We start from the raw sequence: 25,059 nt of genomic DNA, 5'->3' as shown, positions 1-25,059 counted from the left end.
CTGGAACACCGGTTACACCGGTTCAAGCGGGCCGCCACCGTCCGTGGGCACTAAGGTAAACTGCGTAAATGGTCATTGTACTGTATGCCCTGACGGCACTTCTCTATTGCGGCCTGGCCTTTCACGGCTGGGCCACGCGCCACCCACGCCTTGCCACCGCTGCCGGCCCGGCAGGGGGGGCGACCTCGGCCGTGCTGGTGGCCGGCGGCGGCCCCATCCCCCCGGCGGGCGGCGCGCACGGCGAAGGGCGCCCGGCCTGGTGGCACGTGCTGATGCTGGCGGCGCTGGCCAGCCACGGCATGCTGCTGCATGAAACCATCTTCCCGGCCGAGCGCATGATGTTCGGCTTTGCCTTCGCACTGTCGGCCATGCTGTGGCTGGGCGTGGGCATCTACTGGATCGAAAGCTTCTTCTTCTCGCTGGCGGGCCTGGGCCTGATCGTGATCCCGGTGGCGCTGGTGGCCAGCCTGATGCCGCTGGCCTTCCCCGGCTCGCAGATCCTGGGCTACGCGGCGCGGCCGCTGTTCAAGCTGCATTTCATCATCGCCAACGTGGCCTACGGGCTGTTCACGCTGGCGGCGTTCCACGCCTTCCTGATGCTGCTGGCCGAACGGCGCCTGCATGGCTTCCGGCACGCGCCGGCGCGGCCGCCGGAGCAGCAACCCAGCGAATGGCTGGGCCGCTGGCTGGACCTGCTGCCGCCGCTGCTGACGCTGGAGAAGCTGCTGTTCCGGCTGATTGGCGCCGGCTTTGTGCTGCTGACGCTGACCATCGGCTCGGGCCTGCTGTTCTCTGAAGACCTGTTCGGCCGCGCCTTCCGGCTGGACCACAAGACGGTGTTCGCGCTGATCTCGTGGGCCATGTTCGGCGGCATCCTGGCCGGGCGCATCTTCCGCGGCTGGCGCGGCAAGGTGGCGCTGCGCTGGGTCATCGCCTCGTTCGGCATCCTGCTGCTGGCCTATGTCGGCAGCCGTTTCGTGATTGAAGTCGTCCTGCATCGCCTCTGATTCCCCATGGCACGTATCCTGATCCTGCTGGCCGTGGTGCTGGGCGTCATCTGGTGGCTGCGCGCCCGCGCCGAGGCGCGGCTGGCTGAACACCGCGCACGCCAGGCCCGCGAGGCCAGCGAGCGCACTGCCGCCGCCGGCCCGGCCGACGCCACCGCCGAACCCATGGTCCAGTGCGCCCAGTGCGGCGTGCACCTGCCGCAGGGCGAGGCCATTGCCTGGCGCGGCCTGCACTACTGCCGCCGCAGCCACCTGCCTGACGAAAGCCGGGCCGAGGGCAGCGACAGCAGCAGCGGCCCCCGCCCATGACAGAGCCGGCGTCGTCGGGCTGGCAGCGGCTGAACGCCTGGCGCGGCCTGGCTCAGCTGTGGCGCCAGCCTGAACCGCCTGACTTTCACTGGCGCCTGCTGCGCTATTTCTGCTGGACCCGTGTGGCCGTGGGCCTGCTGCTGGTCGGTTTTGCGCTGATGCGGCGCGGCGAGCCGGCCTCCGTCACCGCCATCACGAATGCGATCCCGCCCGTGCCGTTCGACCTCGGGGGCCTGGGCGGCATCGAGCACGCGGCGGCCATGACCATCGCCGTGCCCTATCTTGGCATTGCCGTGGCGATGCTGGCCGGCACGCTGTGGCGCCGGCACTTCCATCTGCGCGTGCGGGTGCAGGTGCTGGCCGACCTGGCCCTGCTGGCGCTGGTCTTTAGCGTGCTGGGGCGGGGCGGGCAGGCCGAGGGCCTGGCCATGATCTTCCTGCTGCCCGCGCTGGAAGCCGGCGCACTGACCAGCCTGCTGTTCGCGCTGTTTGCCGCGTCGATCTCCGCGCTGGTGGTGATGAGCGGGCCCTTCATGCACACCATCCTGCTGCGCCAGGCCGATGCCGGGCTGCTGGGCTCGGGCCTGTTCGGCCTGGTGTTCATGATCGCGGCGCTGCTGATGTATATGCTGGCCAACCGCCAGATCGCGCAGGAGCGCCTGGCGCTGGCGCGCGAGCAGGAGCTGCGCCTGCAGCAGCTGGTCAACCGGCTCATGGTCAACGACATGCAGGACGGCGTGATGCTGGTGCGCGCCAACGGCGCGGTGGTGGCCGCCAACCCCGCGGCGGTGGTGCTGCTGGGCGTGCAGCCGCATGAGCGCATCTACTCGCGCCGGCTGGGTGGTGCGGCAGGTCAGGGCGGAGAAGCAGTGCTGTTCGACCTGCGCCGCATCCCGCGCCTGCAGCCGCTGATGGAGATGCTGCGCGACTGGCTGCACAGCAAGGACGACGTGCCGCGCATCCTGCAGCTGCTGCCGATGGCGTCCGGCACCGCGCTGGCCGACGGCACCATGCAGCACACCCGGCTGCGGCTGCGCTTTGTGCTGCCGGGGCTGGCAGGATTGCGCTCGACCATGGCGCATGGCCGCACCGTGCCGGCCACGCTGGATACCGCCGCCTGGAGCGAACTGTCGCCCGAAGCCGCCGGCCGCCTGCGCCTGGCCATCGCCCAGAACGAGGCCATGGCCTGGTCGCAGGAGGATGAGGCCCTGTTGCGCAACGAGATGCGCGACACCGTGCTGGTCCATATCGAAAGCTGGGAACGCATCGCCGAGCAGGTGCAGCAGGAAAAGCTGGCCGCCATGGGCCGGCTGGTGGCCAGCATCGCGCACCAGATCCGCAACCCGCTGGCGGCAATCAGCCAGGCCAGCGAGCTGCTGGGCGATTCCGGCCGGCGCGATCCCGCCGCGCAGGACCATGGCGGCGCCGATGTCGATATCGACGCCCGCCTGCTGCGCATCATCAACGACAACGTGCGCCGGCTGGACCAGGTGGTGTCAGACGTGCTGCAGATGTCGCGCCGCCCGCGCACCGGCCGCAGCACCGTGCACCTGGCGCAGGCGCTGCCCGAGATCGTCGAGCGCTGGCGCGCCGAAATGCGCTCGCGCCGCCCGCGCGCCGGCGAGACCCGCCCGGCGGGCCGGGCCGACATCAACGCCAATGCCATCCGGCTGACCGTGGACGTGGCCCAGCCGGTGGTGTTCGACGCCTCGCAGCTGCAGCAGGTGCTGGGCAACCTGCTGGACAACGCCTGGCGCTACTGCAGCCGGCTGCCGGGATCGATCCGGCTGCTGGCGCATGCGCTGGACCAGCACCATGCCGAGCTGATCGTCTGGAACGACGGCGCCGAAGTCGCGCGCGAGCACCAGCGCAGCCTGTTCGAACCGTTCTTCACCAGCAACGCCCAGGGCACCGGGCTGGGCCTGTTCATGGCGCGCGAGCTGTGCGGCGCCAATGACGCCCAGGTGCGCTACGGCGCCATCGCCTTGCCGGCGCTGTTGGAGCGCACTGGCATGCTGGCCGCCGCCGCGCGCGATACACTGCCGGCCAAGGCTTTCGTGCTGACGCTGCGCATCGAGAGTGCCGATGCGGCCGCCGCCTGACCTGTCCCAACCCAGCCACCACCCCATGCCACCCCGAATGTCCCGAGCGCCCGATCCCATCCTGGTCATCGACGACGAGGCCGACCTGCGCGAGCTGCTGGACATCTCGATCCGCCGCATGGGCCATGACGTGGTGCTGGCCGGCTCGCTCGCCGAGGCGCGCGAGAAGCTGGCGCAGCGCCGCTACAGCCTGGTGCTGACCGACATGCGCCTGGGCGACGGCCTGGGCATCGAGATCGTGCGCCAGCTGTCGGCCGCGCCGGAACGCATCCCGGTGGCGGTCATCACCGCCTACGGCAGCGCCGACAACGCCGTGGAAGCACTCAAGGCCGGCGCCTTCGACTACATCGCCAAGCCGGTATCGCTGGAGCAGCTGCGCAGCCTGGTGCTGAACGCGCTGGGCCGCCAGCAACGCGACAGCACCGATGCCGAAGCCGCCGCGGCCGAGCAGGCCGCCGACCGCGCCGCCGCCCTGCTGCCCGGCCATTCCGCCGCCATGCTGGAGGTGCGCCGTTCGCTGTCGCGGCTGGCGCGCAGCATGGCGCCGGTGGTGATCAGCGGCGAATCCGGCAGCGGCAAGGAGCGCGCTGCGCGCGCCATCCACGCGACCAGCGGCCGGGCCGCGCATCCGTTTATCGCCGTCAACTGCGGCGCCATCCCCGAGAACCTGATGGAGTCCGAGTTCTTCGGCCATGTCAAAGGCGCCTTCACCGGTGCCGACGGGGAGCGCGGCGGCTTCTTCCAGGCCGCCAACGGCGGCACGCTGCTGCTCGACGAGGTGGCCGACCTGCCGCTGCCGATGCAGGTCAAGCTGCTGCGCGCGCTGCAGGAGCGCCGCGTGCGCAAGATCGGCGCCAGCCGCGAAGACGCCGTCGACGTGCGCGTGATGTGCGCCAGCCACAAGGACCTGGCGGCGATGGTGTCGGCCGGGCAGTTCCGGCAGGACTTGTACTACCGCCTGAACGTGCTGGCGCTGCGCATGCCCACGCTGCGCGAGCGCGGTGAAGACATCCCGGTGCTGGCGCGCGCCATCCTGGACCACCTGGCGGTGCGCTACGGCGACCCGCGCCCCAAGCGGCTGTCGCCGGCGGCGCTGCAACGGCTGGTGGCCTATCCGTTCCCCGGCAACGTGCGCGAGCTGGAGAACCTGCTGGAGCGCGCCTACGCCTTTGCCGAGAGCGAAGAGATCGAGCTGGCCGACCTGGGCCCGCTGGACGCCGGCGCCGAGCGCGCCGGGCTGATGCATGCCCCCGCGCCGGCGATGGCGCCCACCAACTATTCCGCCCCTTGGGGTGCCGCAGGCATGTGGGCGCCGGTGCCGCCGGCCGCCGCGCCCGCGCCGGCCCCGGCAGAGCCGCCGCCCGTGGTGCCGGCCCCGGCCAGCGCGGCCGAACCCGAGCCCGCCGGCGATCCCGCCGAACGCGCCTGCCGCGGCATCGTCTTCCCGATCGACCTGCAAGCCAGGCTGGAAGCCGTGGAGCGCGAGCTGATCCTGCAGGCGCTGGCGCAGACCAACTTCAACCGCACCGCGGCCGCGCCGCTGCTGGGCCTGAACCTGCGCCAGCTGCGCTACCGTATCCAGCAACTGGGCATCCGCGAGGCCATGGACGCCGCCGAACGCAGCACCGTGGAAGGCGAGGGCACGTCATGAGCAAGCCCGAGCACCGCTATCTGCCAGAGGCCGACGGCTGGGTCCCCGCCGCGCGCCGCGTGCCGTCACCAAACTTTGACGAGCGCCCGGCCGGCATGCCGGTGGACCTGGTGGTGCTGCACAACATCAGCCTGCCGCCCGGCCAGTTCGGCAGCGGCGACATCGAGGCCTTCTTCCAGAACCGGCTCGATCCCAACAAGCACCCGTTCTTTGCCACCATCCACCAGGTGCAGGTGTCCGCGCACTTCCTGGTCACGCGCGAGGGGGAGCTGGTGCAGTTTGTCCCGTGCACGCAGCGGGCCTGGCACGCCGGACAGTCCGACTTCTTCGGCCGCGCCCGCTGCAACGATTTCTCCATCGGCATCGAGATCGAGGGCTGCGACGACCTGCCGTTCACCCTGGCCCAGTACGACACCGTGGCCGCGCTGGTGCCGGCGCTGCTGGCCGCCTACCCGGTGCGCGCGATTGCTGGGCACAGCGACATCGCCCCGGGGCGCAAGACCGATCCCGGCCCGCATTTCGACTGGGCGCGCTTCGCCAGGCAGGCAGGCGTGGCGCCGGGCATGTTGCCCTACCAGTGCCCTGGCGCGGCTGGCCAGGTGACGAATCCTTAACCTCATTCCCCATCCCCGTGCGCCCCGTTCCGGCGCACATGCCCTACCTCGGGGTGGGGCTATCGCAACCTCGCAACAATCAAAAAAATTTTTGTGGAATGTGCAGTTGCGAACGGTCTGGCGAAAACCCTTGCGAGTATTAGGCTTGCGGGCATGTGGCGCTGCCGCATCGGCGCAACCGCCCCCGAAATAGCGCTTGTCAAGACTGGTCATTCGGATTCGTTTCACTATACTTAGCCCAGTTTCACGCGTCACACACTATATCTAGTAGTCCAACCGGGGAGCCGGCCCCAAGGGTGAGTCAGGGATCACGAAGTTCGTGCATCGTCTCGAAACCGCCCGCTAAGGCCAGCGAATCACAAGAGTCCCTGGCGAAATGTTCACGTAAAGGCAGTCTGTCCGCCCCCGACCTCACGCCGGGAGGGACGTTCTTTTCGCCGCATTTCGCCAGGGACTCTTTTGTCTCTTATTTCCAGGGTAAAAACAGGAGTTCTCATGCAAACGGCCCAGAACGAAATCACCACGGGTGGCGCCGCCGCCGGTATTGCACCGACCGCGCAGCAGACCCCCGCCAACGCCGCCAATACGAACTACCCGGATCACAAGATCATTCGACGCAACGGCGCCGTGGTGGCTTTCGAGCCGTCCAAGATCGCCGTTGCCATGACCAAGGCCTTCCTCGCCGTGAACGGCGGGCAGGGCGCCGCGTCCGCGCGTGTGCGCGAGATCGTCGAGCAACTGACTGACAACGTCGTGCGCGCACTGGTGCGCAGCCGCCCCAACGGCGGCGCCATCCATATCGAAGACGTGCAGGACCACGTGGAACTGGCGCTGATGCGCTCGGGCGAGCATGAAGTGGCCCGCGCCTACGTGCTGTACCGCGAGAAGCGCAAGGACGAGCGCGCCCAGGCCAACGCCCAGGCCGTGGCCCGCGTGCAGGAAGGCGGCATCTCGGTCAACGTGACCGATGGCGGCGTCACCCACGTGCTGGACATCGCCGCGCTGCATGACCTGATCGACAACGCCTGCAGCGGCCTTGGCAACGCAGTGAGCGCCGAGCCGATCCTGAAGGAAACCCTGAAGAACCTGTACGAAGGCGTGCCGATGACGCAGGTGTACGACTCCGCCATCCTGGCCGCGCGTACCCTGATTGAAAAGGACCCGGACTACAGCCAGGTCACCGCCCGTATCCTGCTGCACACCATCCGCAAGGAAATCCTGGGCACCGAAGTGACCCAGGCCGAGATGTCCAGCCGCTACGCCGAGTACTTCCCCAAGTTCATCGCCCGCGGCATCGAAGCCGAGCTGCTGGACGAAAAGCTGGCCACCTTCGACCTGGCCCGCCTGGGCGCCGCGCTGGACGCCGGCCGCGACTTCCAGTTCAACTACCTGGGCCTGCAGACCCTGTACGACCGCTACTTCCTGCATATCGATGAAACCCGCATCGAAATGCCGCAAGCCTTCTTCATGCGCGTGGCCATGGGCCTGGCGCTGAACGAGAAGGACCGCGAAGCGCGCGCCATCGAGTTCTACCAGCTGCTGTCGTCGTTCGACTTCATGTCGTCCACGCCGACCCTGTTCAACTCCGGCACCCGCCGCTCGCAGCTGTCGTCGTGCTACCTGACCACCGTGTCGGACGACCTGGAAGGCATCTATGAAGCGCTGAAGGAAAACGCGCTGCTGTCCAAGTTCGCCGGCGGCCTGGGCAATGACTGGACCAACGTGCGCGCACTCGGCTCGCACATCAAGGGAACCAATGGCAAGAGCCAGGGCGTGGTCCCGTTCCTGAAGGTGGTGAACGACACCGCCGTGGCCGTGAATCAGGGCGGCAAGCGCAAGGGCGCTGTCTGCGCCTACCTGGAAACGTGGCACCTGGACATCGAAGAGTTCCTCGAGCTGCGCAAGAACACCGGCGACGACCGCCGCCGCACCCACGACATGAACACGGCCAACTGGATTCCGGACCTGTTCATGAAGCGCGTGATGGAAGGCGGTGAGTGGACCCTGTTCTCGCCGGCCACCTGCCCGGACCTGCACGACAAGGTCGGCAAGGAATTCGAAAAGGCCTACCTGGGCTATGAAGCCAAGGCCGCCAGCGGCGAACTGAAGCTGTTCAAGAAGCTGCCGGCGCTGCAACTGTGGCGCAAGATGCTGGGCATGCTGTTCGAGACCGGTCACCCGTGGATCACCTTCAAGGATCCGTGCAACATCCGCAGCCCGCAGCAGCACGTGGGCGTGGTGCACAGCTCCAACCTGTGCACGGAAATCACGCTCAACACCAATGAGAGCGAGATCGCCGTCTGCAACCTGGGCTCGGTCAACCTGGTCGCCCACATGGCGAAGCAGGCCGACGGCACCTACGCGCTGGATCACGCCAAGCTGCAGAAGACCGTGCGCACCGCCATGCGCATGCTCGACAACGTGATCGACATCAACTACTACGCCGTGGACAAGGCGCGCAATTCCAACCTGCGCCACCGTCCGGTCGGCATGGGCATCATGGGCTTCCAGGACTGCCTGCACGTGCTGCGCACGCCGTATTCCAGCGATGCCGCCGTCAAGTTTGCCGATACCTCGATGGAAGCGGTGTGCTACTACGCCTACCAGGCTTCGACCGAGCTGGCCGAAGAGCGCGGCCGCTACAGCACCTATGAAGGCTCGCTGTGGGACCGTGGCATCCTGCCGCAAGACTCGCTCAAGCTGCTGGCCGAAGAGCGCGGCGGCTACCTGGAAGTCGACATGTCTGCCACGATGGACTGGGACAGCCTGCGCGCCCGCATCAAGCAGCACGGCATGCGCAACTCGAACTGCATCGCGATCGCGCCGACCGCCACGATCTCGAACATCATCGGCGTGTCCGCCTGCATCGAGCCGACGTTCCAGAACCTGTACGTCAAGTCCAACCTGTCGGGCGAGTTCACCGTGGTCAATGACTACCTGGTGCGCGACCTGAAGGAACGCGGCCTGTGGGACGAAGTGATGGTTGCCGACCTGAAGTACTTCGACGGCTCGCTGTCGCGTATCGACCGCATTCCGCAAGACCTGCGCGACATCTACGCCACCGCGTTCGAAGTCGAGCCGACCTGGCTGGTGGAAGCCGCCAGCCGCCGCCAGAAGTGGATCGACCAGGCCCAGTCCCTGAACATCTACATGGCCGGCGCGTCGGGCAAGAAGCTGGATGACACCTACAAGCTGGCATGGGTGCGCGGCCTGAAGACCACGTACTACCTGCGCACGATGGCTGCCACCCACGTGGAAAAGTCCACCGTGTCGCGCGGCTCGCTGAACGCGGTGTCGTCGGGCAGCGACAGCGGCTCCGCCCTGGACGCAGCCGCCGCATCGGCCCCGGCCATGCCGGAAGCCGAAGGCGCGGTCTGCACGATGCGCCCGGGCGACCCCGGCTTCGAAGAGTGCGAAGCCTGCCAATAAGTCTTACCTAACCCCCCGGTTTGCTCCCCTCTCCCGCCCGCGGGAGAGGGGCCGGGGGAGAGGGCCGGCGCAACCACGAAGTTGCACAAGTCAAAAAACACTGACCACCGCCGCCCCCAAACCGAATCACGGAGAACCACATCATGCTTAGCTGGGACGACGACGTTCAAGCCACCCCGCAGGCCGCACCGCAGCCTGCCCTGCAACCCGCTGCATCGGCTGCCACCGCTGACCAGCAAGGCGTCCTGCCGCCGAGCGCCACGCAAGCCGGCATCCTGGGCAACAACCCCAACGCCGCCGCCGCGCAAAGCAACCGCCGCGTCAACGCCGCCGACAAGCGCGTCATCAACGGCTCGACCGACGTCAACCAGCTGGTGCCGTTCAAGTACAAGTGGGCGTGGGAAAAATACCTGGCCGGCTGCGCCAACCACTGGATGCCGCAGGAAATCAACATGTCCCGCGACATCGCCCTGTGGAAAGACCCCAACGGCCTGACCGAAGACGAGCGCCGCATCATCAAGCGCAACCTCGGCTTCTTCGTCACCGCCGACTCGCTGGCCGCCAACAACATCGTGCTGGGCACCTACCGCCAGATCACTGCGCCGGAATGCCGCCAGTACCTGCTGCGCCAGGCCTTTGAAGAGGCCATCCATACGCACGCCTACCAGTACATCGTGGAGTCCCTCGGCCTGAACGAAGCCGAGATCTTCAACGCGTACCACGAAGTGCAGTCGATCCGCGACAAGGACGAGTTCCTGATTCCGTTTATCGACACGCTGACGGATCCGTCGTTCAAGACTGGTACGCCGGAAAACGACCAGAAGCTGCTGAAGAGCCTTATCGTGTTTGCCTGCATCATGGAAGGCCTGTTCTTCTACGTGGGCTTTACGCAGATCCTGGCGATGGGCCGCCAGAACAAGATGACTGGGGCTGCGGAGCAGTACCAGTACATCCTGCGCGATGAGTCGCTGCACTGCAATTTTGGTATCGACCTGATCAACCAGATCAAGCTGGAGAACCCGCATCTTTGGACGGCGGAGTTCAAGGCTGAGATTACTGAGTTGTTCAAGAAGGCGGTTGACCTGGAGTATCGCTATGCGGAGGACACGATGCCGCGTGGGGTGCTGGGGTTGAATGCGCCGATGTTTAAGGGTTACCTCCGCTTCATTTGCAATCGTCGTTGCCAGCAGATTGGGTTGGAGCAGCTGTTCGCGAATGAGGAGAATCCGTTCCCGTGGATGTCGGAGATGATCGATCTGAAGAAGGAGCGGAACTTCTTTGAGACGCGCGTCATTGAGTATCAGACGGGTGGGGCGTTGAGCTGGGATTGATCTGTGATTATGACTTGTTGAGAAGCGAGGAGCCCAATGGGCTCCTTTTTCTTTTGTATCATCGACGAGTGGTCATTGCTTTGTACGGGCCATCTCTTTGCTGCTCGGCTATACGGCAAGCATTTTTTGGCGCTGGACTAAATCCGGGAGCTGGTTGTACAGTTAACAGTCCAGTGGACGGCTGCCATATTAGAAGACCCGCCCGTCTCGCAATGGCTGCCATCCCCAATAGCTTTACAAGCAATTCTTTTTTTCGATAAGAGCCCATCGCCAACAAAAGAATGACAAGAATCACTGAAAGCGAACTCTTGCTGATCTCCAAGGCAAAGATCGAGAAGCTCAGAAATTTTGCGGATGGGGTTTCTATTTGTCGTCGCGCACGCTCCTCAATCGAGCGTCTTCGCGCGCGAGTAGCTAAGGATCGCCTCAAATTGGCACAGGCGCAATTAAGGGACGCGGTTCAGGTATCCTCATTAACACCGAGGCTCGCGCGCACTGCTATTAGTAGAGCATATTATGCGATGTATCACGCGGCTCGTGCAGCGACGTACCTCTCGTATGGGGGCGATGATCACGAGGAGCACTCAGCGCTTCCCGGGAAATTGCCGGCTGATTTCCCCAGTTCGGATCAATGGCGGAATAAGCTGAAGAATGCACGGTATGAGAGAAATCGCGCTGATTATGATCCGTACCCGATTGATGAAATGGATTTTGAAGATGTTTGCGCAGCAACGATCCGGGATGCGAAGGATTTTGTCCGTGTTGCGCAAAGATACATCAATGAAAAAATAAGGTCTCAGAATGATGATTGAATCGGATATTAGGGGAGTGATTGAGCAGGAGATGCGAAAGGCTGGAATATCTCCTGTCTCAATTCAAATTAGAAGTTTCCCGGGCGAAATAATCGCGATCGTCGAGGTGGAGCATGACTATCAGCGAGCGTTGACCATTGCGCAGGAGCTTGATTCAAGAATCGAGAATGGCTTCGTGACGGTTCGGCAGATCAAAATCGGAAATGGCAAGAAGGCCTACCAGCCTGTCGTTGGAGTTCATGACTCCAGGGTAGGTGATTTGCTCAGCTTGCTTAGTACTCGCTCCCGAACGTCGGAAAGTCAACCCAGCCTTCAATATATTCAAGACGTCGAGGAAAGGTTGAGTGTTGCTATTACCCCGCGCCATCATCTCGTATTTGGTCGTCGTGGTGTAGGTAAGACCTCGCTCTTATTGGAGGCTAAAAGGCTCCTGGAGAATCAGGGTGCTTATGTTTTGTGGGTTAATGTACAATCCCTGCGCAGTCTTGGTGTTGGGAGCGCCTTCCTGACTGTCGCTCTGAAGCTCTGCGATTTGCTTTTGTCCGCACAGGAAGCCGTTCGTTCGTCGCAAGCGGGATTCGATGCATTGAGAGCGTTAAGGGCGAACATCGAACAGCGTTTTGCAGCAAATGGCTCAACGTTGCAAGACGTGGCTATTTTGGTCCCGCAGCTTCAACAGGAATGCTCGCGATTTACTCTGCAGGCGCAACGGACCATCTATCTCTTCATAGATGATATCCATTATCTTCCCAGCTCGGAAGTTCCTTATTTTCTCGATCTTCTTCATGGCGTCACTCGAGATAACCTTGTTTGGCTGAAAGTGGCAGGCATTCAGCATCAGACCAGATGGTTTATCCCGGTGCCTCCAACTGGGTTGCAAACAGGTCATGACGCGACAATTATCAATCTTGATGTCACACTTGAGCATCCTGAACGAGCGAAAGATTTCCTGGGAAATGTGCTTCGCGGTTATGTCGAAGAGTCTAATGCACTACCGCTCAGCAAGGTCTTAAGCTCTGCGGCTTTAGATAGGCTCGTATTGGCATCTGGTGGTGTACCGCGCGATTTTTTGACCTTATGTGCGTCTTCCATTCAGACCGCGCGCCAGCGTCCAAATGCGAAGACTGTTGGGGTACAGGATGTCAATAACGCGGCTGGCGTCGCGGGGCAGACCAAACTCCAGGAGCTCGAAGATGACGCGGCTGCTACGCTGGGTCGGTCCGGAGAATTGATCGCGTCGTTGAACATAGTAAGAGAATTTCTGCTTTCAAGCGAAGAGATCACTTATTTTAGAGTCGATTTTCGTGATAAGGAAGCTCATTCATCGGAGTATCGCGTGTTGCAAGCGTTAGCAGATCTTCGCATGCTTCACTTAATTAATCCGAGTCTGTCGGATCAACATCATGCTGGGCAAAGAGCAGAGGTATATCTTCTCGATTTGAGCCAATACTCTGGCTCTCGCTTTAAGCAAGGTATCCATGTGCTCGACTTTGAGCGTGGCCACTTGGTGCTTAAGCGGACGCGCAGTGCAGAAGCCGCCCGAATCGGTGACACAGTTTTGAAATTGGTTTCCCTTCTTAGACGGGCACCGATTTTTGATCTTTCTAGATTGGCAGCCTATTCTCGTTTGTCAGAGAATCTTTGAATATAGATGAAAAAAGGGGGCGGATCTATTTCAAAATTTAGTAATAGAGCTGTCCTTTTTCGTTGTCGATTCCAGTGTTGAGTGTCCGCTTCGATTGTGTTGAAGAATCTGATCCGAACTGTGAGAGGGTAAAAGCTCTTTGCCAAGCCGGTACCATGAAGATTAACGATCTGCCAACGATGCAGCAAGTAGTTCAGCGACTTCTCGGTCGCTGCCTGCTTCGGCTGCAGCAATTTGAGAGGCTGGCAAAGGCTGTTGTTGTTACCCATGAACTTGGTGGGCCGGTACACGAACTAGAGCAGAACCATGCACAGCGTGCGGATGAATACGCAACGAAAACGCTTGGAACCCTGATAGGCGTGCTCCTGAAGTCGTATCTCACGACTGATGGGGAAACTTCCATCACTGAAGACGACAGCAAGCTGCCAATCGAGTCGGTCACGCTTCGCTATAAGTGCTCTATTGAAATGTCAGCTGATGCCTATGCCAAGGCAGCATCGGATCTAACTCATCTGGTCGCTTTGCGAAACGACCTTGTACACCATTTCCTCGATAGATTTGACCTCCAATCAGTCGGTGGCTGTTCCGCTGCCTGCGTCCATCTAGACGATTGCCTATCTCTGATTGGCAGGCAATATGAGTTATTGCGCGCTTGGGCAAAAAGCATGGATGAGGCGAAACTCGCGACTGCGGCCTTCGTGCAAACACCGGCGTTCAGTGAATTTGTTATAAACGGTATAGCACCCGATGGGACGGTCTCCTGGGAGGCGGCCGGCATTGTCAAGGCGCTTCGCAATGCGATCTCAGAACTCGACTCTGGAGAGTGGGCGAGACTTGATCACGTGATTGCGCTAGTCGAAAGCCAGCAGCCAGAGCAAGTGCCAGCGAAATACGGTTGCAGGTCATGGCCGCAAGTCCTTCACGAGTCGCGAGTTTTTGATTTGCAGTATTTTGCGGACGAAAGCGCTCCGCGCGTGCCTTGGATTCGCGAGAGGCAAAGGTAGTGGGCAGAACAACGAAGGGGCTCGTTGCAGGGGGCTGGAACCTATGCTGAGTTCCAGTGAACGGGTGATAGGGCGATGCCGGTCACAGCCATGTTGGTACTTTGGACCGGCATAGCCACGAGCAGTTATTCGGCGAAGATAATAATTTGCCCTTGCCGCACCTCGATCCTGGCAGTTCGCCCGACAGTAAAGCCCGCCCTCTCTAACCAGACGCCCTTCAATCGGAGCCATGGAACTGCTCGGAGACCGGTAAAGCCATTGTTACCACTTGGCGTGACAGGGAAGTGAGTGAGGCCCGTCGTAAGAGTGCGAACATACGGCAAGAATTCTTTTGTCATAGCGGCTTGGAAGGAAGTCACCGCAAGCTGTCCGGGCGCGGTAAAGCCGTTGCTGGAGTGTGTTCGGCACTTGACGAGAAGAAGCCTACATGCTGCCCGTGGTGACAGCCACCCTCTATAGATGCACGCTTGGGAAGCAACGCCGTTACCAACTGGCGGAGTAAGACGCAATGGGACTGGGAGAATGGGGACAGATCTATTTCCTAGATTAGAAATAGATCTGTCCCCTTTCCCGGTTCCCTTTCTCGTCTGCCCTTTCTCGTCTGGCCAGGCGGATGAGAAGGTCGGTGGTGGGTACGGGCTCGGAAGGGGCGACAGATTGCCGACGCGGCCGGTCACCCCTCGCCCCGCTGCAAAAACCCCCGCAAAAACAACCGAACAGCCCGCCCCACCTTCTCCCGCCGTGCCGCATCCAACCCCGCCGCATCCAATCCCTGAACCGCCCGATGGAACGGCTCGGCCGCCACGCTCTGCAGGAACTGCGAGGCCACGAAGGCGATCTCGTCATCGCTCGGATTGCCGGCAGCCCAGGTGCGGAATACCGGCTCGAATGAGCGTGCCGCGCCGAGGATGGCGAAGTCGACTACGGTTCGGGCCAGTTGTGGAAACCGCGGTGCTTCGGCAATCGTCACGCGATACAGGCCCAGAACCTCGGGTCGCAGGATCCATTCGAGCAGCTCGCAGGCCATGCGGACCAGGCGTTCCTCCAGCGGCTCGCTGTCGGCTTGCGCCGGCTGTCCGGTTCGCAGGTTCTGCGCCACGTAGCGCAGCACGGCCGCCTCGAAGACTTCTGCCTTGCCGGCAAAGCGGGTGTAGTAGGTCTTCTTGGAAATGCCGGCGGCGGCGGCAATGGCCTCCACGCTGGTGGCGCCAAAGCCATGCTCGATGAAGAGCCGGGTGGCGTGATCCACGATGGTGTCGGCAAGCTGCCCGGCCCGTTCCAGCGAGGGGCGTCCGGATGGTCGCACGGATGGTTGTCTGGATGGCGCCGCCGTCATTGCGGTTTCTCTGCCCTTGCGCATTGCAATACTGTTCTTAGCTGTCGGCCTGATTGGGTGAGTGCCACGGCAGATGCGGGCCCGCATCTGGGCATAGGGAAAGCATGGACTTGCGCATCGGCATCGGGAGTCCTATAAAGGAAACGATACCGTTTCCTTTGCCGTTTTCGTTATAGAACGACCCGTCCATTTGGCCAAGAATTATAAGAGGGCTGCATGCAGCTCTCCCGCTGATCCAGGAGACCCGAATGTCGCATGATGGCAGCCTGTCCCCCGCGTTGCCGGGCCGTGCAATTGACCAGGCCGCGCTGGCGGCGCGTTTCGGCGCCGAAGCCACGGCGCTGGTGATGGAAATGGCCGCAAGCGCCGATCCGCTGGCCGATGCGGCCATCGCCGCGCTGAACAGCGGACAGGCCGGCCATCCGGCGATCTTGCAAGCGGGCCTGCGGGAAGGGCGCGCAAGCCTGTCGAGCCCGCCCGAGGCTATCGACACCTTTCTCCGGCAGGCCGAGTCGATGCCGCCGTGGGTGGATCCCGAACGCATACGGCGCGGGGCCGAAGCCTATCTGAGCATTGGCGCGCTGTGGACTAGCATCTCGCTTGGCCCGGGATCGCTGGCGCATACCTATAGTTCTCCGGCCATTGCCAGCGTACTGATGGCCACCGGCAACCTGGATGCGCAATCTCCGCGGCGCCTGCTGGAAACGGCCGTCTGGCAGCAGCAGACGCTGCGCCCGGGCGGCCTGGCGGCCGGCGCGCCGGGCTATATCCATACCTTGCAGGTTCGCATTCTGCACGCCCGCGTCCGGGTCGGCTTGCTGGCGCGTGGATGGGACACCACGCAACGCGGCATGCCCATCAGCCAGCTCGATATGTTGCGCACGTGGCTGGATTTCACCTACGTGCCCTTCAACGCGCTGGAGAAGATCGGCATTGAATTTGATGCCGACGAGTTCCGCGACCTCTACCACGTGTGGCAACTGGTGGCCCACTTGCTGGGGATTGAAGACCGCTACTACCGCCGGGTGACCGACCAGGCGTCCGGCGCGGAAATGCTGGCGCTGATCGACGCCGCCGCCGGCGAGCCCGATCAGGCCGCCGCGACGCTGACGGCCAAGATGCTGGATGCGGCCGCCCAACGCCTGGGGCCTGCGCTGGGCATGCCCGCAGACGCGGCGGTGGGTCTGATGCACGCTTTCTGCCGGCTGTTCCACGGCGACGACTTTGCCGACAAGCTGGGCGTGCAACGCAACTGGTGGAGCGGGCTGATGCCGGTCTTCGCCAATTCGAACCGCTACCAGCGCCTGCTTGAGCGGAGTGACCCCGAGGTCCGGCAACGCAAGATCGCCGCCACGCTGGCGGCGTTCGATCAGCAGATCGAGGCGCTCAAGGGGGAGACGACTTATCAGCACAACCTGAGTGCGTACTCGGGGGCGGGGATGCCCAGGACGCTTGCGGGTGCGTGATAGGGGCGGGCGATACTGACTGGCACGGCAGGCCGATGGGAGAAAGGGGACCCTTTCATCCCTTCCCAGGAGATCGCGGACTGCTCCGCCAAGGTGGCTGATATTGCCGGCTCCAGAATCCTGAGCGTTTGCCGCATTGGAGGAACATCTTGCTCTCAGCCGTTCGCTTTCACGACAAGCTTGATCAGCTCGCTCTGCGCAACGCTTCTTTGCAGGACTCGAGCCAGAGCCCTGCTACCAACTTACTCAGAAGGGCCAATGTGGCCCGCGATGTGCTCGACATTTTTGCGACGCGATGACAAGGGTGTTGGAATGCATCCGCGGCGCATCAATTTGTGCGGCGCTATGCCGCTCAGGAAGCTGACGAGTAACCCATCGATCAGTCGCGAGAAACACCGCTACAAATAGGCAGACACCAATGGCGTAGGAGAGAGATGCCCGCAACCGTTCGCCCGGCCGGCGCAGTAAGACAAACAGCAAAAGCAGCAGACCGCAGAGCGCCAATACAGCTGCGCAGAAGACTGTGATGCCAGCAATCGCAGCTAATGGGCCGGTTGTGACCTGTGCGAGCGTAACGGGCGTCCGAGCGGCAATCACCGCGAACGTTATACCCAGCAAGGTCATGGCCATGGCACATAGATCCACTAGGCGAACTACCTTACTTGCTTTGCGTTTCATCTACCTAAGCCCTTCGGCAACAAGACGTTCCGCCAGTGCCGCCCAACGTCGCGGACTGTCCGAAACGACATGAGCATAATAGAAATGTCCTTCGCCTTTTCCTGCAAGCATCTGCCTGCTGAGCAATGGGGCACCAGCCACCAACTCCAGCCACGGAATGCCTGCATGGATCGGATCCCCATACTGCACCAGGTCAATCACGATAACCTTCCGGATGTTCCGATGGCCGCGCAGGTCCGTGAGAAACGCTTCGGCGATTGGCGACCCTACCAGAACCAGATGGTCGATGATATGCCCTTGCCTGGCGTATGACCACGCGGTCTGAGCGGCCAGCAATGACCCATAGCTGTAGCCGATCAGGTTGAACTGAGGTGCCTCCGCAGCCATGCCGCTGGTGATTGTCCATTCGCCATCGTCGCGGTTTCGGATCACCATGCCAGACCGGATGGCATCCAGCAGCATGCCACCCAAGGCGTAGTCTTGCGGCAACGCGTGCGTTGCAGAGTTGGTCAGCCCGGCAAAGCACTGGGAAATGCCGGCTCGACGGAAGGCTGCCAGCTGAGGTTGGACGTATTGGCCATCCAGCCCAGCACCACCCCAATACAATGTACCCCCGCGGCCGCAACAGGTACACCTGGACTGGTTCCCTATCCGAAACCGGCGTCAGCCGGACGTTGACAGTCTTGAGCGGTTGCATGGTTATGCACCCTCCCCAAAGACCTCAAGCCTGACCGTCGCCGCACGGTCCGCGAACACAGGTGTGGTGAAGCCGTTGCTGTCGGTGTGGCCTTCATGCGTTCCGGTATCGCCGATCAGGCGATACCGCCAGTTTGCCAAGGGCCGTCCGCTGCCTTCATCAAGCAACTGGATGCGCTGGTCGTAGCTGGCGGGCTCGCCTGAGTGCAACGCTTGCGTGGTCGCAGCAAAGCCGCTGGGCATAGCGACACGCAGCTTCGCAATGTGGTCCGCGGTGATAGTCATCGTGAACGGACGCGAGGCATGAAAGACAGGCGCTGGTCGGCAACCGCATGCACAGATGTCTCCGCTGAGGGCCACTTCCTTGCCTCTATCTCTAGAGGGGATGCGCGGACCGACACAGACAATCACGCCCGGGCGCTTGCATACAGGGCAGTAGACGGCATCGCCCTCGCGGGCAACTGGCTTGCTGTGCCAGAAGTAGGAACTGCTGCCGCCAACGATGACAGCGCCGTTGTCGGCCTTGTCGCCTCTGACCAGATAGGTTCGGGTCACCATGGCGCGCCCTCAGCGTCGGAACGAACGTAAGCCAAGATCGGCGCAGGGCAGAGGTCTTTCGATCTCTCAAGATGAAGGTTATCGTTTCTGATTGAGGCCATTTTCCGTGTTCCATGAGCATGGCAGGTCGCCACCAAGACATGGAACTAGCCGTGCGGTATGGAATCAATCAGGCAAATCCTAAAGTGGCCGTTGAAATTGCGTCCATATATTCACCCGGCTCCATTGAACGATTCATGCGACTGACCGCATAAGCTATGACATCGGACAGCGAAACCGCTTCCTCCAACGACGTCGCGCTCGTGTGCCAGGCCATCGTGGCCGCCTATGGCATAGACGTGATCAATGTGCGTGAAGTCGTACGGGGGGTGAACCGCACCTTCTCCCTCTGCGACTCTGGCGATCGGACGTACTATCTTCGCCAGTACAGAACCCATGGCCGGGGCGAAGACGATGTTGACGCCGAGTTGCGGTTGCTTGAGCGGATCGAGCAGGATGAGGTGCTGGCAGTATCGGTCGCACATCCAACGCTAGAAGGAGCGCGTAGCTTTCGTGTTGCCCTGTCGGATGGCGCGATGCGTCATGCAGCGTTGTTCTATGGGGCAGACGGGCGTCCGTTGGAAATGACGAGGGATGATCTTGGCGTGGCAGCGCAGGCGCTGAAACGCCTTCATGACCAGCCGTCGCTAAAGGATTACGCGCCTCGCAGGCAAATCGCAGATATTCGTGAAGCTGGTCGGACGCTGAACCGTCTAGCAGAAAAATTCACCTTCGCTGGAAGTGCCGTCGGTTGCGGTTCGGGAGCGTTGTGAGCGCTTGGTGGCGGCGGGCTGGTCGGCTGCTGAGATGCCGTTCGGCTTTTGCCACGGCGACTATCGTGTGGGGAACATGCGGATCGATGGCCCCCGGATCACGTTATTCGACTTCGACGATTGCGGATGCGGGCTGCAATGGTTCGATCTGGCCGCCATTGGATGGTGGCTTGAGATTGACGGCAGATGCGATGCGGCCTTTTTGTGGCGCGCGTTCGTCAGTGCCTACATGCCGGCATTGCATGGATCTCTGGCCTTCCGCCATGCAATCTCGCTTCTGATCCTACTTAACGAGATTAACTCGATTCGCTTCTTGCTCGATTACTGTGCACTGGATGATGATCTGTGGCGCGACGTGTGCAAGCGCCTGAATGATATGAGCTACCGGGCGGTATCGGGGCAGCTTGCGATTAACCGTTGGCCTGCGTGAGCATGCTGCAATGCCTGTCGATGGGGCCTCACGTGAATCTGTATGGTGCAATGAAAGTGCGCGCTGCGAAGCAGGGCGATCTGGGGTGGTTGCAGGTCCTGGGGAGATTCCTGCTTGCTGACCCAGCTTCATAAATGGAGCCTGGGGAGAGGCTCGCCACCGCAACCCAGCGGCGACGCCAATCTTTCCCAGTCGCCTAGCCCATGGGCTGGCGAAAGTAACTCCGCCCAGATAGGCCAGATAGCAGATTCTGCGCCGCGTAGCACTGCATGGCCGCCTTGAAGACTTCTGCCTTGCCGGCAAAGCGGGTGTAGTAGGTCTTCTTGGAAATGCCGGCGGCGGCAATGGCCTCCACGCTGGTGGCGCCAAAGCCATGCTCGATGATGAGCCGGGCGGCGTGATCCATGCACTACACCGCCGGCTGTGACCGATCGCAAGCGGCTGTCCAGGGGCTTAGGTAGCTCTAAGCCATTTGTAGGCTCAACCTTACAATGGCTTACCGTTGTTCCATCCGCGGCTCGGCTCGGCGACGGGTTCTGATTGAGGCGGCGGGGCCTGAGGCTTCGTGCCCCTCGTCCATTCGCGACTTGGCTCGGCGGCAGGCTCAAATCGAGGCGGCGGCGCGTGGCGGTTCGCTCGCGGCCTGCCAGGCGGCGGGGTCGAAGCGGCCGCTTGCCCCGGCGCGCAAAGGGCGGCGACAGAATCGTGCTCGTCCCCTGTAGCCGTATGGACGATCGCTATTGCTTCGTCCATGTTCAGGCCATCATCCGCTAGTACGCGCAGGCATTCGATTAGATTTTCTCTGGTAGGGCGATAGTGCCCACTGGCGTTGGAGATTTCGCGAAGGATGCCTTCTTTGACCACAATCTCGCCAGCGCAGATCACACTATTGCCAGCATTGAGCGACGAGTGATTGAATTGCGAGCTGACGTTGCCGACCAGGCGCCCGTTTTCGGTGCTGTTCTGCACGAACAGGTTTCCGTAGAGATCCATGGCATAGATCGTGATGCCCTTGGGCGTCGAATACCAGGCACCGTTGCGGCTAAGCTGACCATTTGACACGGTAAGCATCGTTCCAAGGCGCTCATGCTTGCGCATATAGTGGACATACATGCTTTGGCTCGAGATGGGAGCCAGCTTCTCGTAGGCAGTGAAGTCCTCTGGCCTGAACTGATCGAACGGTCGACCTTGGACCAACGGAGATGGCTGCCTTGTGTGAACATCATGGACGAAGCTTCCGCCCACCGGCGAAATCGTCACGTCCAATCCATACGTTATCGCATCGCGAAACTGGTTCCTAGCTTGAATGAACAGCATTCGCTCGACGGAGTAGCCAGGTTGAAGGGGAACGCCTATGCGGGGGCCGTAGAGTTGCTTCTTGCGTTGGAACTGCTCGTAATTCATAAGTAAGAGCACCTGCTTGCGAAGGTCCTGCACAGCAACGCTTCGCAACGCGCTGTTCTTCGATTCTTTCCCCTCCTTAATCTTCATCCACTCGTCACACGCACCCAAGAGGGTGCCAAGATGCTGCATACGCCCATCTGCTGTCGGCGGTGGATTGGTCACCCATGTCTCCAGCAGAAAGTCGATTTGCAGTAGCTTCTTCCTGCCTCGAAAGCCAGAAAGCGCAGTCTTACTCTTAAATGCCTCCAGACTGATCAGGGTGGGTTTCATGTGGTGCCTCCTGTAGACTGGAATGATGAGCAGTGCTAGCGCCGGCTTTCGCGCAGCGCTATTGGCTCAGCAAAGGTAGTCCATCATGAGTCCGCGCCAGGCCCTGTGCAATACCTGGAAACTGGTAGTAGTGAATGTACCCATTACCAGTGAGAGGACCGCAAGGCCGGGGAACAGGAGTCCGATGGCAACAAAAAAAGGTTCTTCGAAGAATTCCGGGGAACGCTGCGCGGATTTTGAGGAAGAAGGCCAACTTGTGCGGCGCTATGCCGCTCAGGAAGCGGACGCGTAACCCGTCGGTCCGTCGCGAGAAACACCGCTACAAACAGGCAGACACCAATGGCGTAGGAGAGAGACGCCCGCAGCCGTTTGCCCGGCCGGCGCAGAAAGACAAAAAGCAAAAGCAACAGACCGATGAGCGCCAATACAGCTGCGCAGAAAACGGTGGTGCCAGCTATCGCAGCTAATGGGCCGGTTGTGGCTCGTGCGAGTGTAACGGGCGTCCGAGCGGCAATCACCGCGAACGTTATACCCAGCAAGGTCATGGCCGCGGCACATAGAATCCACTAGGCGAACCACCTTGCTTGCGTTGCGGTTCATCTACCTAAGCCCGTCTATCCCCTTCGTCAAATCGCGCTAGATGGGGGAGGGCACGCAGGAAAAAATGGTTGATGCTGTGCTATCCCACGGTACCCCGTCCGGCGCGACCGTTGGATGGAGCCCAAACTCCGTCATGGTGCTACCGCAATTCGTGCGTCACGCCGCAGCCACTGAGAACATGACTCGAATCACTCTGGTGTCCAAGGCATAGCAGGCAACGGAGGCCACCACGGCTATGCCGGCTACCATCAGCAATGAGCGACGCTGGTCGGGGATGGTCCAGAGCAAGTATCCCAACGCCCCAAGCCATACCAGCACAAGGATCAGGTCAGCCAGAAGTACCGCAGCTGACACAACGCCCGCATAGCCAACGAACATATCGTCCCGTGTTGGCGCAGCAACTATGTGAAAGAGGCTTAGCCCGATAAGCGAAGCAGGCAGCAATACGGAAGGCAGCAGGAATAACCAACGCAGAACCATCACCTCACACCCCTCCGCTACGATTCGAGCGGCCAACGCCTGCAGCCCATAGATCCCCAAGGGTGAGCCACCGTGCTTGGCCTGCATTTCATCCAGATAAATCCATCGGCAAAATGATACTGCGCCATTGTCTCCCAGCGCCTGGGGAAAAATCCTGAAAACCAGGGCGATATTTCGCTAACATCTGATTTGAATAAGTCAAACCGCATTTTTAGGGAAAGACTTATAGATCGAATGACTACCTTCGTTTAGATTCCTCGATTCAAGCTATTTGCTGGAGGACATCCTGTGATGAGAAAGGGCATCATTCGGCAGGGCGACACGACCACGCACGGCGGCGAGGTGTTAGAAGGTATACCGAATTTTAGGATCCACGGCGTACCTGTCGCCGCGGTAGGGCATATGGTTTCGTGTCCACAGTGCAAAGGTGCGTTCCCGATCATTGAAGGTGATACGTCTTTTACCGCCTATGGCAAGTCGATCGCACTGCATGGCATGCATACGGCCTGCGGGGCGCAGTTGATTTCGTCAACCAGTGGCTTTGCAAACGTTGAGCACCCGCGCGGGGGAACGGGCTTTGCAAGCGCGGAAGGCGGGATGGCGCATATCGCAGGTGCATGGGGCAAGAACGACGCGTATGACGACCTGTACGTGCTCCAGGACAGTTCGACCGGAACGCCATTGCCGAATACCGAATATGCGGTCGTGCGTGAAGGCGCCAGTCCTGAGTTTGGCAAGACCGATGGCCAGGGAAGAACCCATCTGCTGACTTCCACTATGCACGCAGCGGAAGTGACCATTTACGTAGAGGGGTGATTGAATGTCGAGCGCGCTTGTTTCCCCATCTGGCAAGACTTTGATTCCTGTCGCCAGGCGCACGACAACGCCAACGCCAGCGAATGCACCTAAACCGGTTCCCGTGGAGCGGGAATATTTGGAAGTGCTCATCTTCGATAAGCTACCTCGTCCGGCCTCGGCATTCGGTCATGCTGCAATTGGGATTGATGGGACCGTCTATAGCCGCGCACATGAAAAGTACTTCAAGGGCTCGCTTACGGAATACCTGAGAAGCAATACGCAAGGGGTGAAGCGCGATGTTGTTGGTCTGTACCTATGGGTGTCGCCACGCGAAAGGAGGATCGTTCAGGACGAATTAGAGAGACGAGTGGTCGAAGACGAGAAGTACAGCGTGTTCAGTAATTCGTGTAGCTCCAACGTCGCGGACATTCTCGAGTTGGTCGGTATCATGGCGCACGATCCACGCTACTTCCCGACGCCGGTATCCCCGGCCGATCTGTTGGCGGTGCTATCGAAATCTAACCGGCTTGTTGAACGCCGATTCTATGGAAAGGGTTACGAAGGTGGCGCCTCCGGCAATTGGTAGGAAATCAGTCGTTGCTCTAGGTGTGTCGGGGTTGGCGTTCGCGCTGCTTTACGCATGGTGGAGCGGTTGTAGTATCGACCTGCTAGGGCGAACCACCGTCGCACCCGTACCCCTGCACGAAGAGCCGCTAGACGTGTTCAAACGGCAAGGGCCTTTCAGCGGTACCGTTCCATCAGGCACCTTCTGCAGGTTGATTCAAGTTGAAACAAAGGGCTTGGTTTCGTTTCGGGTCAGGTGCGGGAGCCTTGAGGGATGGACGGACGAAGCCCAATCTTTCGACCCGCCGCTAGGCGTTGGTCTGTTCGGTTGAAAGAAGGCCCGGTCACACTGATCTGGGCCTCAAAAGTTGGACATGCAACTCTTAGGGTGTCCCATGTACAGATACAGCGCGGCCAAGATCGCAGCCCGTGTGTTTATCCCAGTGTCGCTGTTGGCTGTTGGCTGCTGGACTCCTGGCTGCGTTCCTATACCCCTTTCATCTGTCGGACGAGAACACAACAATCGATGTCATACACATGCAGTATGCCTGCGGAGAGTGCCACGTACAGTATCGAGTGCTAAAGGCTGGCGGCGCGAATGGCCAGACGGACCTGTCAGAAATTTTGTGTTTAGGGCATAACATGTCGCCAAGGAGCATGTATGCCACGCAAGACGAAGACCAGCCAAGCCGCAGGCCGTGAACTGCCGGCTATTCCCGAGGACCTGATCGCTCATTTCGTTAAGGGTCCGATGACCGCCGAAGCGGTTCAGGACGCCTCGATGGCATTCAAGAAGGCCCTGATCGAGCGGGCCCTAGGCGCCGAGCTAGGCCATCACTTGGGCTACCAGCCGGGCGCGGAGCGCCCGGCTGGCACAGCCAACCAGCGCAACGGCAAGAGCGCCAAGACCGTTCTAACCGAGGATGGCCCGCTGCGGGTCGACATCCCGCGCGACCGCGACGGCAGCTTCGATCCGATCCTGATTCCCAAGCACGAACGGCGCTTCACTGGGTTCGATGACAAGATCATCGCCATGTACGCCCGTGGCATGACCGTGCGCGAG

Annotated in this window: 24 protein-coding genes; 16 read left to right on the top strand and 8 right to left on the bottom strand. The window is 61.2% G+C overall.

What is annotated here, in order from left to right; translation table 11 throughout:
- Positions 1-68 precede the first annotated feature (68 nt).
- The 10 genes from C265_RS22055 to C265_RS31765 all read left to right on the top strand — a co-directional run bounded on the left by C265_RS22055 (position 69) and on the right by C265_RS31765 (position 13,904).
- Positions 69-1,007: an inner membrane protein YpjD gene (locus tag C265_RS22055; RefSeq protein WP_010814736.1), complete on the top strand. Its 939-nt coding sequence runs from the start codon at positions 69-71 to the stop codon at positions 1,005-1,007.
- A gap of 6 nt (positions 1,008-1,013) precedes the next feature.
- A complete protein-coding gene (locus C265_RS22050; RefSeq protein ID WP_010814735.1) occupies positions 1,014-1,316 on the top strand; it encodes a PP0621 family protein in 303 nt (100 codons plus the stop codon).
- Positions 1,313-3,418 carry a sensor histidine kinase gene (locus C265_RS22045; RefSeq protein ID WP_010814734.1) on the top strand — a complete coding sequence of 702 codons (2,106 nt, stop codon included), beginning with the start codon at positions 1,313-1,315 and terminating at the stop codon, positions 3,416-3,418. The genes C265_RS22050 and C265_RS22045 overlap by 4 nt, the downstream gene beginning before the upstream one ends.
- 25 nt (positions 3,419-3,443) lie before the next feature.
- Positions 3,444-5,069 (top strand): sigma-54 dependent transcriptional regulator, encoded by a 1,626-nt coding sequence (locus tag C265_RS22040; protein WP_037025052.1) that lies wholly within the window; start codon positions 3,444-3,446, stop codon positions 5,067-5,069.
- The gene (gene ampD, locus C265_RS22035; RefSeq protein ID WP_010814732.1) at positions 5,066-5,683 is read left to right on the top strand and encodes a 1,6-anhydro-N-acetylmuramyl-L-alanine amidase AmpD; all 618 of its coding nucleotides are present in this window, start codon (positions 5,066-5,068) and stop codon (positions 5,681-5,683) included. Before C265_RS22040 ends, ampD begins: the two co-directional genes overlap by 4 nt.
- Positions 5,684-6,178: 495 nt before the next feature.
- Positions 6,179-9,112 (top strand): ribonucleoside-diphosphate reductase subunit alpha, encoded by a 2,934-nt coding sequence (locus C265_RS22030; RefSeq protein WP_010814731.1) that lies wholly within the window; start codon positions 6,179-6,181, stop codon positions 9,110-9,112.
- A gap of 143 nt (positions 9,113-9,255) precedes the next feature.
- Positions 9,256-10,443, top strand: coding sequence for a ribonucleotide-diphosphate reductase subunit beta (locus tag C265_RS22025; RefSeq protein ID WP_010814730.1), 1,188 nt, complete (start codon positions 9,256-9,258; stop codon positions 10,441-10,443).
- A gap of 281 nt (positions 10,444-10,724) precedes the next feature.
- Complete coding sequence (locus C265_RS31775) at positions 10,725-11,255, top strand: HEPN domain-containing protein (protein ID WP_081050351.1); 531 nt, start codon at positions 10,725-10,727, stop codon at positions 11,253-11,255.
- Entirely contained in the window at positions 11,245-12,900 is a 1,656-nt protein-coding gene (locus C265_RS31770) for an ATP-binding protein (RefSeq protein ID WP_234788258.1), read from the top strand. The genes C265_RS31775 and C265_RS31770 overlap by 11 nt, the downstream gene beginning before the upstream one ends.
- A gap of 155 nt (positions 12,901-13,055) precedes the next feature.
- On the top strand, positions 13,056-13,904 hold the full coding sequence (locus C265_RS31765) for an OST-HTH/LOTUS domain-containing protein (RefSeq protein ID WP_058698440.1): 849 nt from the start codon (positions 13,056-13,058) through the stop codon (positions 13,902-13,904).
- Positions 13,905-14,029: 125 nt separating this feature from the next.
- Here the strand turns inward: C265_RS31765 and C265_RS33235 are convergent, their stop codons facing one another.
- Together C265_RS33235 and C265_RS31060 are read right to left on the bottom strand one after the other, a co-directional pair.
- Positions 14,030-14,242: a SymE family type I addiction module toxin gene (locus C265_RS33235; RefSeq protein ID WP_081050350.1), complete on the bottom strand. Its 213-nt coding sequence runs from the start codon at positions 14,240-14,242 to the stop codon at positions 14,030-14,032.
- 335 nt (positions 14,243-14,577) lie between these two features.
- A complete protein-coding gene (locus C265_RS31060; protein ID WP_052181664.1) occupies positions 14,578-15,153 on the bottom strand; it encodes a TetR/AcrR family transcriptional regulator in 576 nt (191 codons plus the stop codon).
- A gap of 335 nt (positions 15,154-15,488) precedes the next feature.
- On the opposite strand from C265_RS31060, the gene C265_RS22010 reads away from it, so the two are divergent.
- Complete coding sequence (locus C265_RS22010) at positions 15,489-16,706, top strand: oxygenase MpaB family protein (protein ID WP_010814725.1); 1,218 nt, start codon at positions 15,489-15,491, stop codon at positions 16,704-16,706.
- A gap of 246 nt (positions 16,707-16,952) precedes the next feature.
- Here the strand turns inward: C265_RS22010 and C265_RS31755 are convergent, their stop codons facing one another.
- The 3 genes from C265_RS31755 to C265_RS22000 all read right to left on the bottom strand — a co-directional run bounded on the left by C265_RS31755 (position 16,953) and on the right by C265_RS22000 (position 18,638).
- Positions 16,953-17,336 (bottom strand): hypothetical protein, encoded by a 384-nt coding sequence (locus C265_RS31755; RefSeq protein WP_174549460.1) that lies wholly within the window; start codon positions 17,334-17,336, stop codon positions 16,953-16,955.
- A gap of 48 nt (positions 17,337-17,384) precedes the next feature.
- The gene (locus tag C265_RS22005; protein ID WP_010814724.1) at positions 17,385-17,873 is read right to left on the bottom strand and encodes a thioesterase domain-containing protein; all 489 of its coding nucleotides are present in this window, start codon (positions 17,871-17,873) and stop codon (positions 17,385-17,387) included.
- Between the two features lie 210 nt (positions 17,874-18,083).
- Entirely contained in the window at positions 18,084-18,638 is a 555-nt protein-coding gene (locus tag C265_RS22000) for a PAAR domain-containing protein (RefSeq protein ID WP_037025049.1), read from the bottom strand.
- Positions 18,639-18,895: 257 nt separating this feature from the next.
- On the opposite strand from C265_RS22000, the gene C265_RS21995 reads away from it, so the two are divergent.
- Together C265_RS21995 and C265_RS21990 are read left to right on the top strand one after the other, a co-directional pair.
- Complete coding sequence (locus C265_RS21995; RefSeq protein WP_037025047.1) at positions 18,896-19,450, top strand: hypothetical protein; 555 nt, start codon at positions 18,896-18,898, stop codon at positions 19,448-19,450.
- 34 nt (positions 19,451-19,484) lie between these two features.
- Complete coding sequence (locus C265_RS21990; protein WP_037025046.1) at positions 19,485-19,880, top strand: phosphotransferase; 396 nt, start codon at positions 19,485-19,487, stop codon at positions 19,878-19,880.
- A gap of 196 nt (positions 19,881-20,076) precedes the next feature.
- Here C265_RS21990 and C265_RS21985 read toward each other — a convergent pair whose 3' ends face one another.
- The 3 genes from C265_RS21985 to C265_RS21975 form a co-directional block, all read right to left on the bottom strand.
- On the bottom strand, positions 20,077-20,286 hold the full coding sequence (locus C265_RS21985; RefSeq protein ID WP_010814722.1) for a helix-turn-helix domain-containing protein: 210 nt from the start codon (positions 20,284-20,286) through the stop codon (positions 20,077-20,079).
- An 80-nt stretch (positions 20,287-20,366) separates the two neighbouring features.
- Positions 20,367-21,554, bottom strand: a complete 1,188-nt coding sequence (locus C265_RS21980; protein ID WP_010814721.1) for a hypothetical protein — start codon at positions 21,552-21,554, stop codon at positions 20,367-20,369.
- Positions 21,555-22,310: 756 nt separating this feature from the next.
- Positions 22,311-22,721, bottom strand: coding sequence for a hypothetical protein (locus tag C265_RS21975; protein ID WP_010814720.1), 411 nt, complete (start codon positions 22,719-22,721; stop codon positions 22,311-22,313).
- Positions 22,722-22,925: 204 nt separating this feature from the next.
- On the opposite strand from C265_RS21975, the gene C265_RS31745 reads away from it, so the two are divergent.
- The 3 genes from C265_RS31745 to C265_RS21965 all read left to right on the top strand — a co-directional run.
- Positions 22,926-23,450, top strand: a complete 525-nt coding sequence (locus C265_RS31745; RefSeq protein WP_010814719.1) for a PAAR domain-containing protein — start codon at positions 22,926-22,928, stop codon at positions 23,448-23,450.
- Positions 23,451-23,454: 4 nt separating this feature from the next.
- Positions 23,455-24,018 (top strand): hypothetical protein, encoded by a 564-nt coding sequence (locus tag C265_RS31740; protein WP_010814718.1) that lies wholly within the window; start codon positions 23,455-23,457, stop codon positions 24,016-24,018.
- Between the two features lie 639 nt (positions 24,019-24,657).
- On the top strand, positions 24,658-25,059 hold a 402-nt coding region (locus C265_RS21965), incomplete at its 3' end, for an IS256 family transposase (RefSeq protein ID WP_010814717.1).

The sequence above is a fragment of the Cupriavidus sp. GA3-3 genome, assembly GCF_000389805.1.
Classification (GTDB): Bacteria; Pseudomonadota; Gammaproteobacteria; order Burkholderiales; family Burkholderiaceae; genus Cupriavidus; species Cupriavidus necator_D.
Note: the sequence above shows the minus strand (reverse complement) of the source record. Positions and strands in the feature narration are given on the sequence as shown.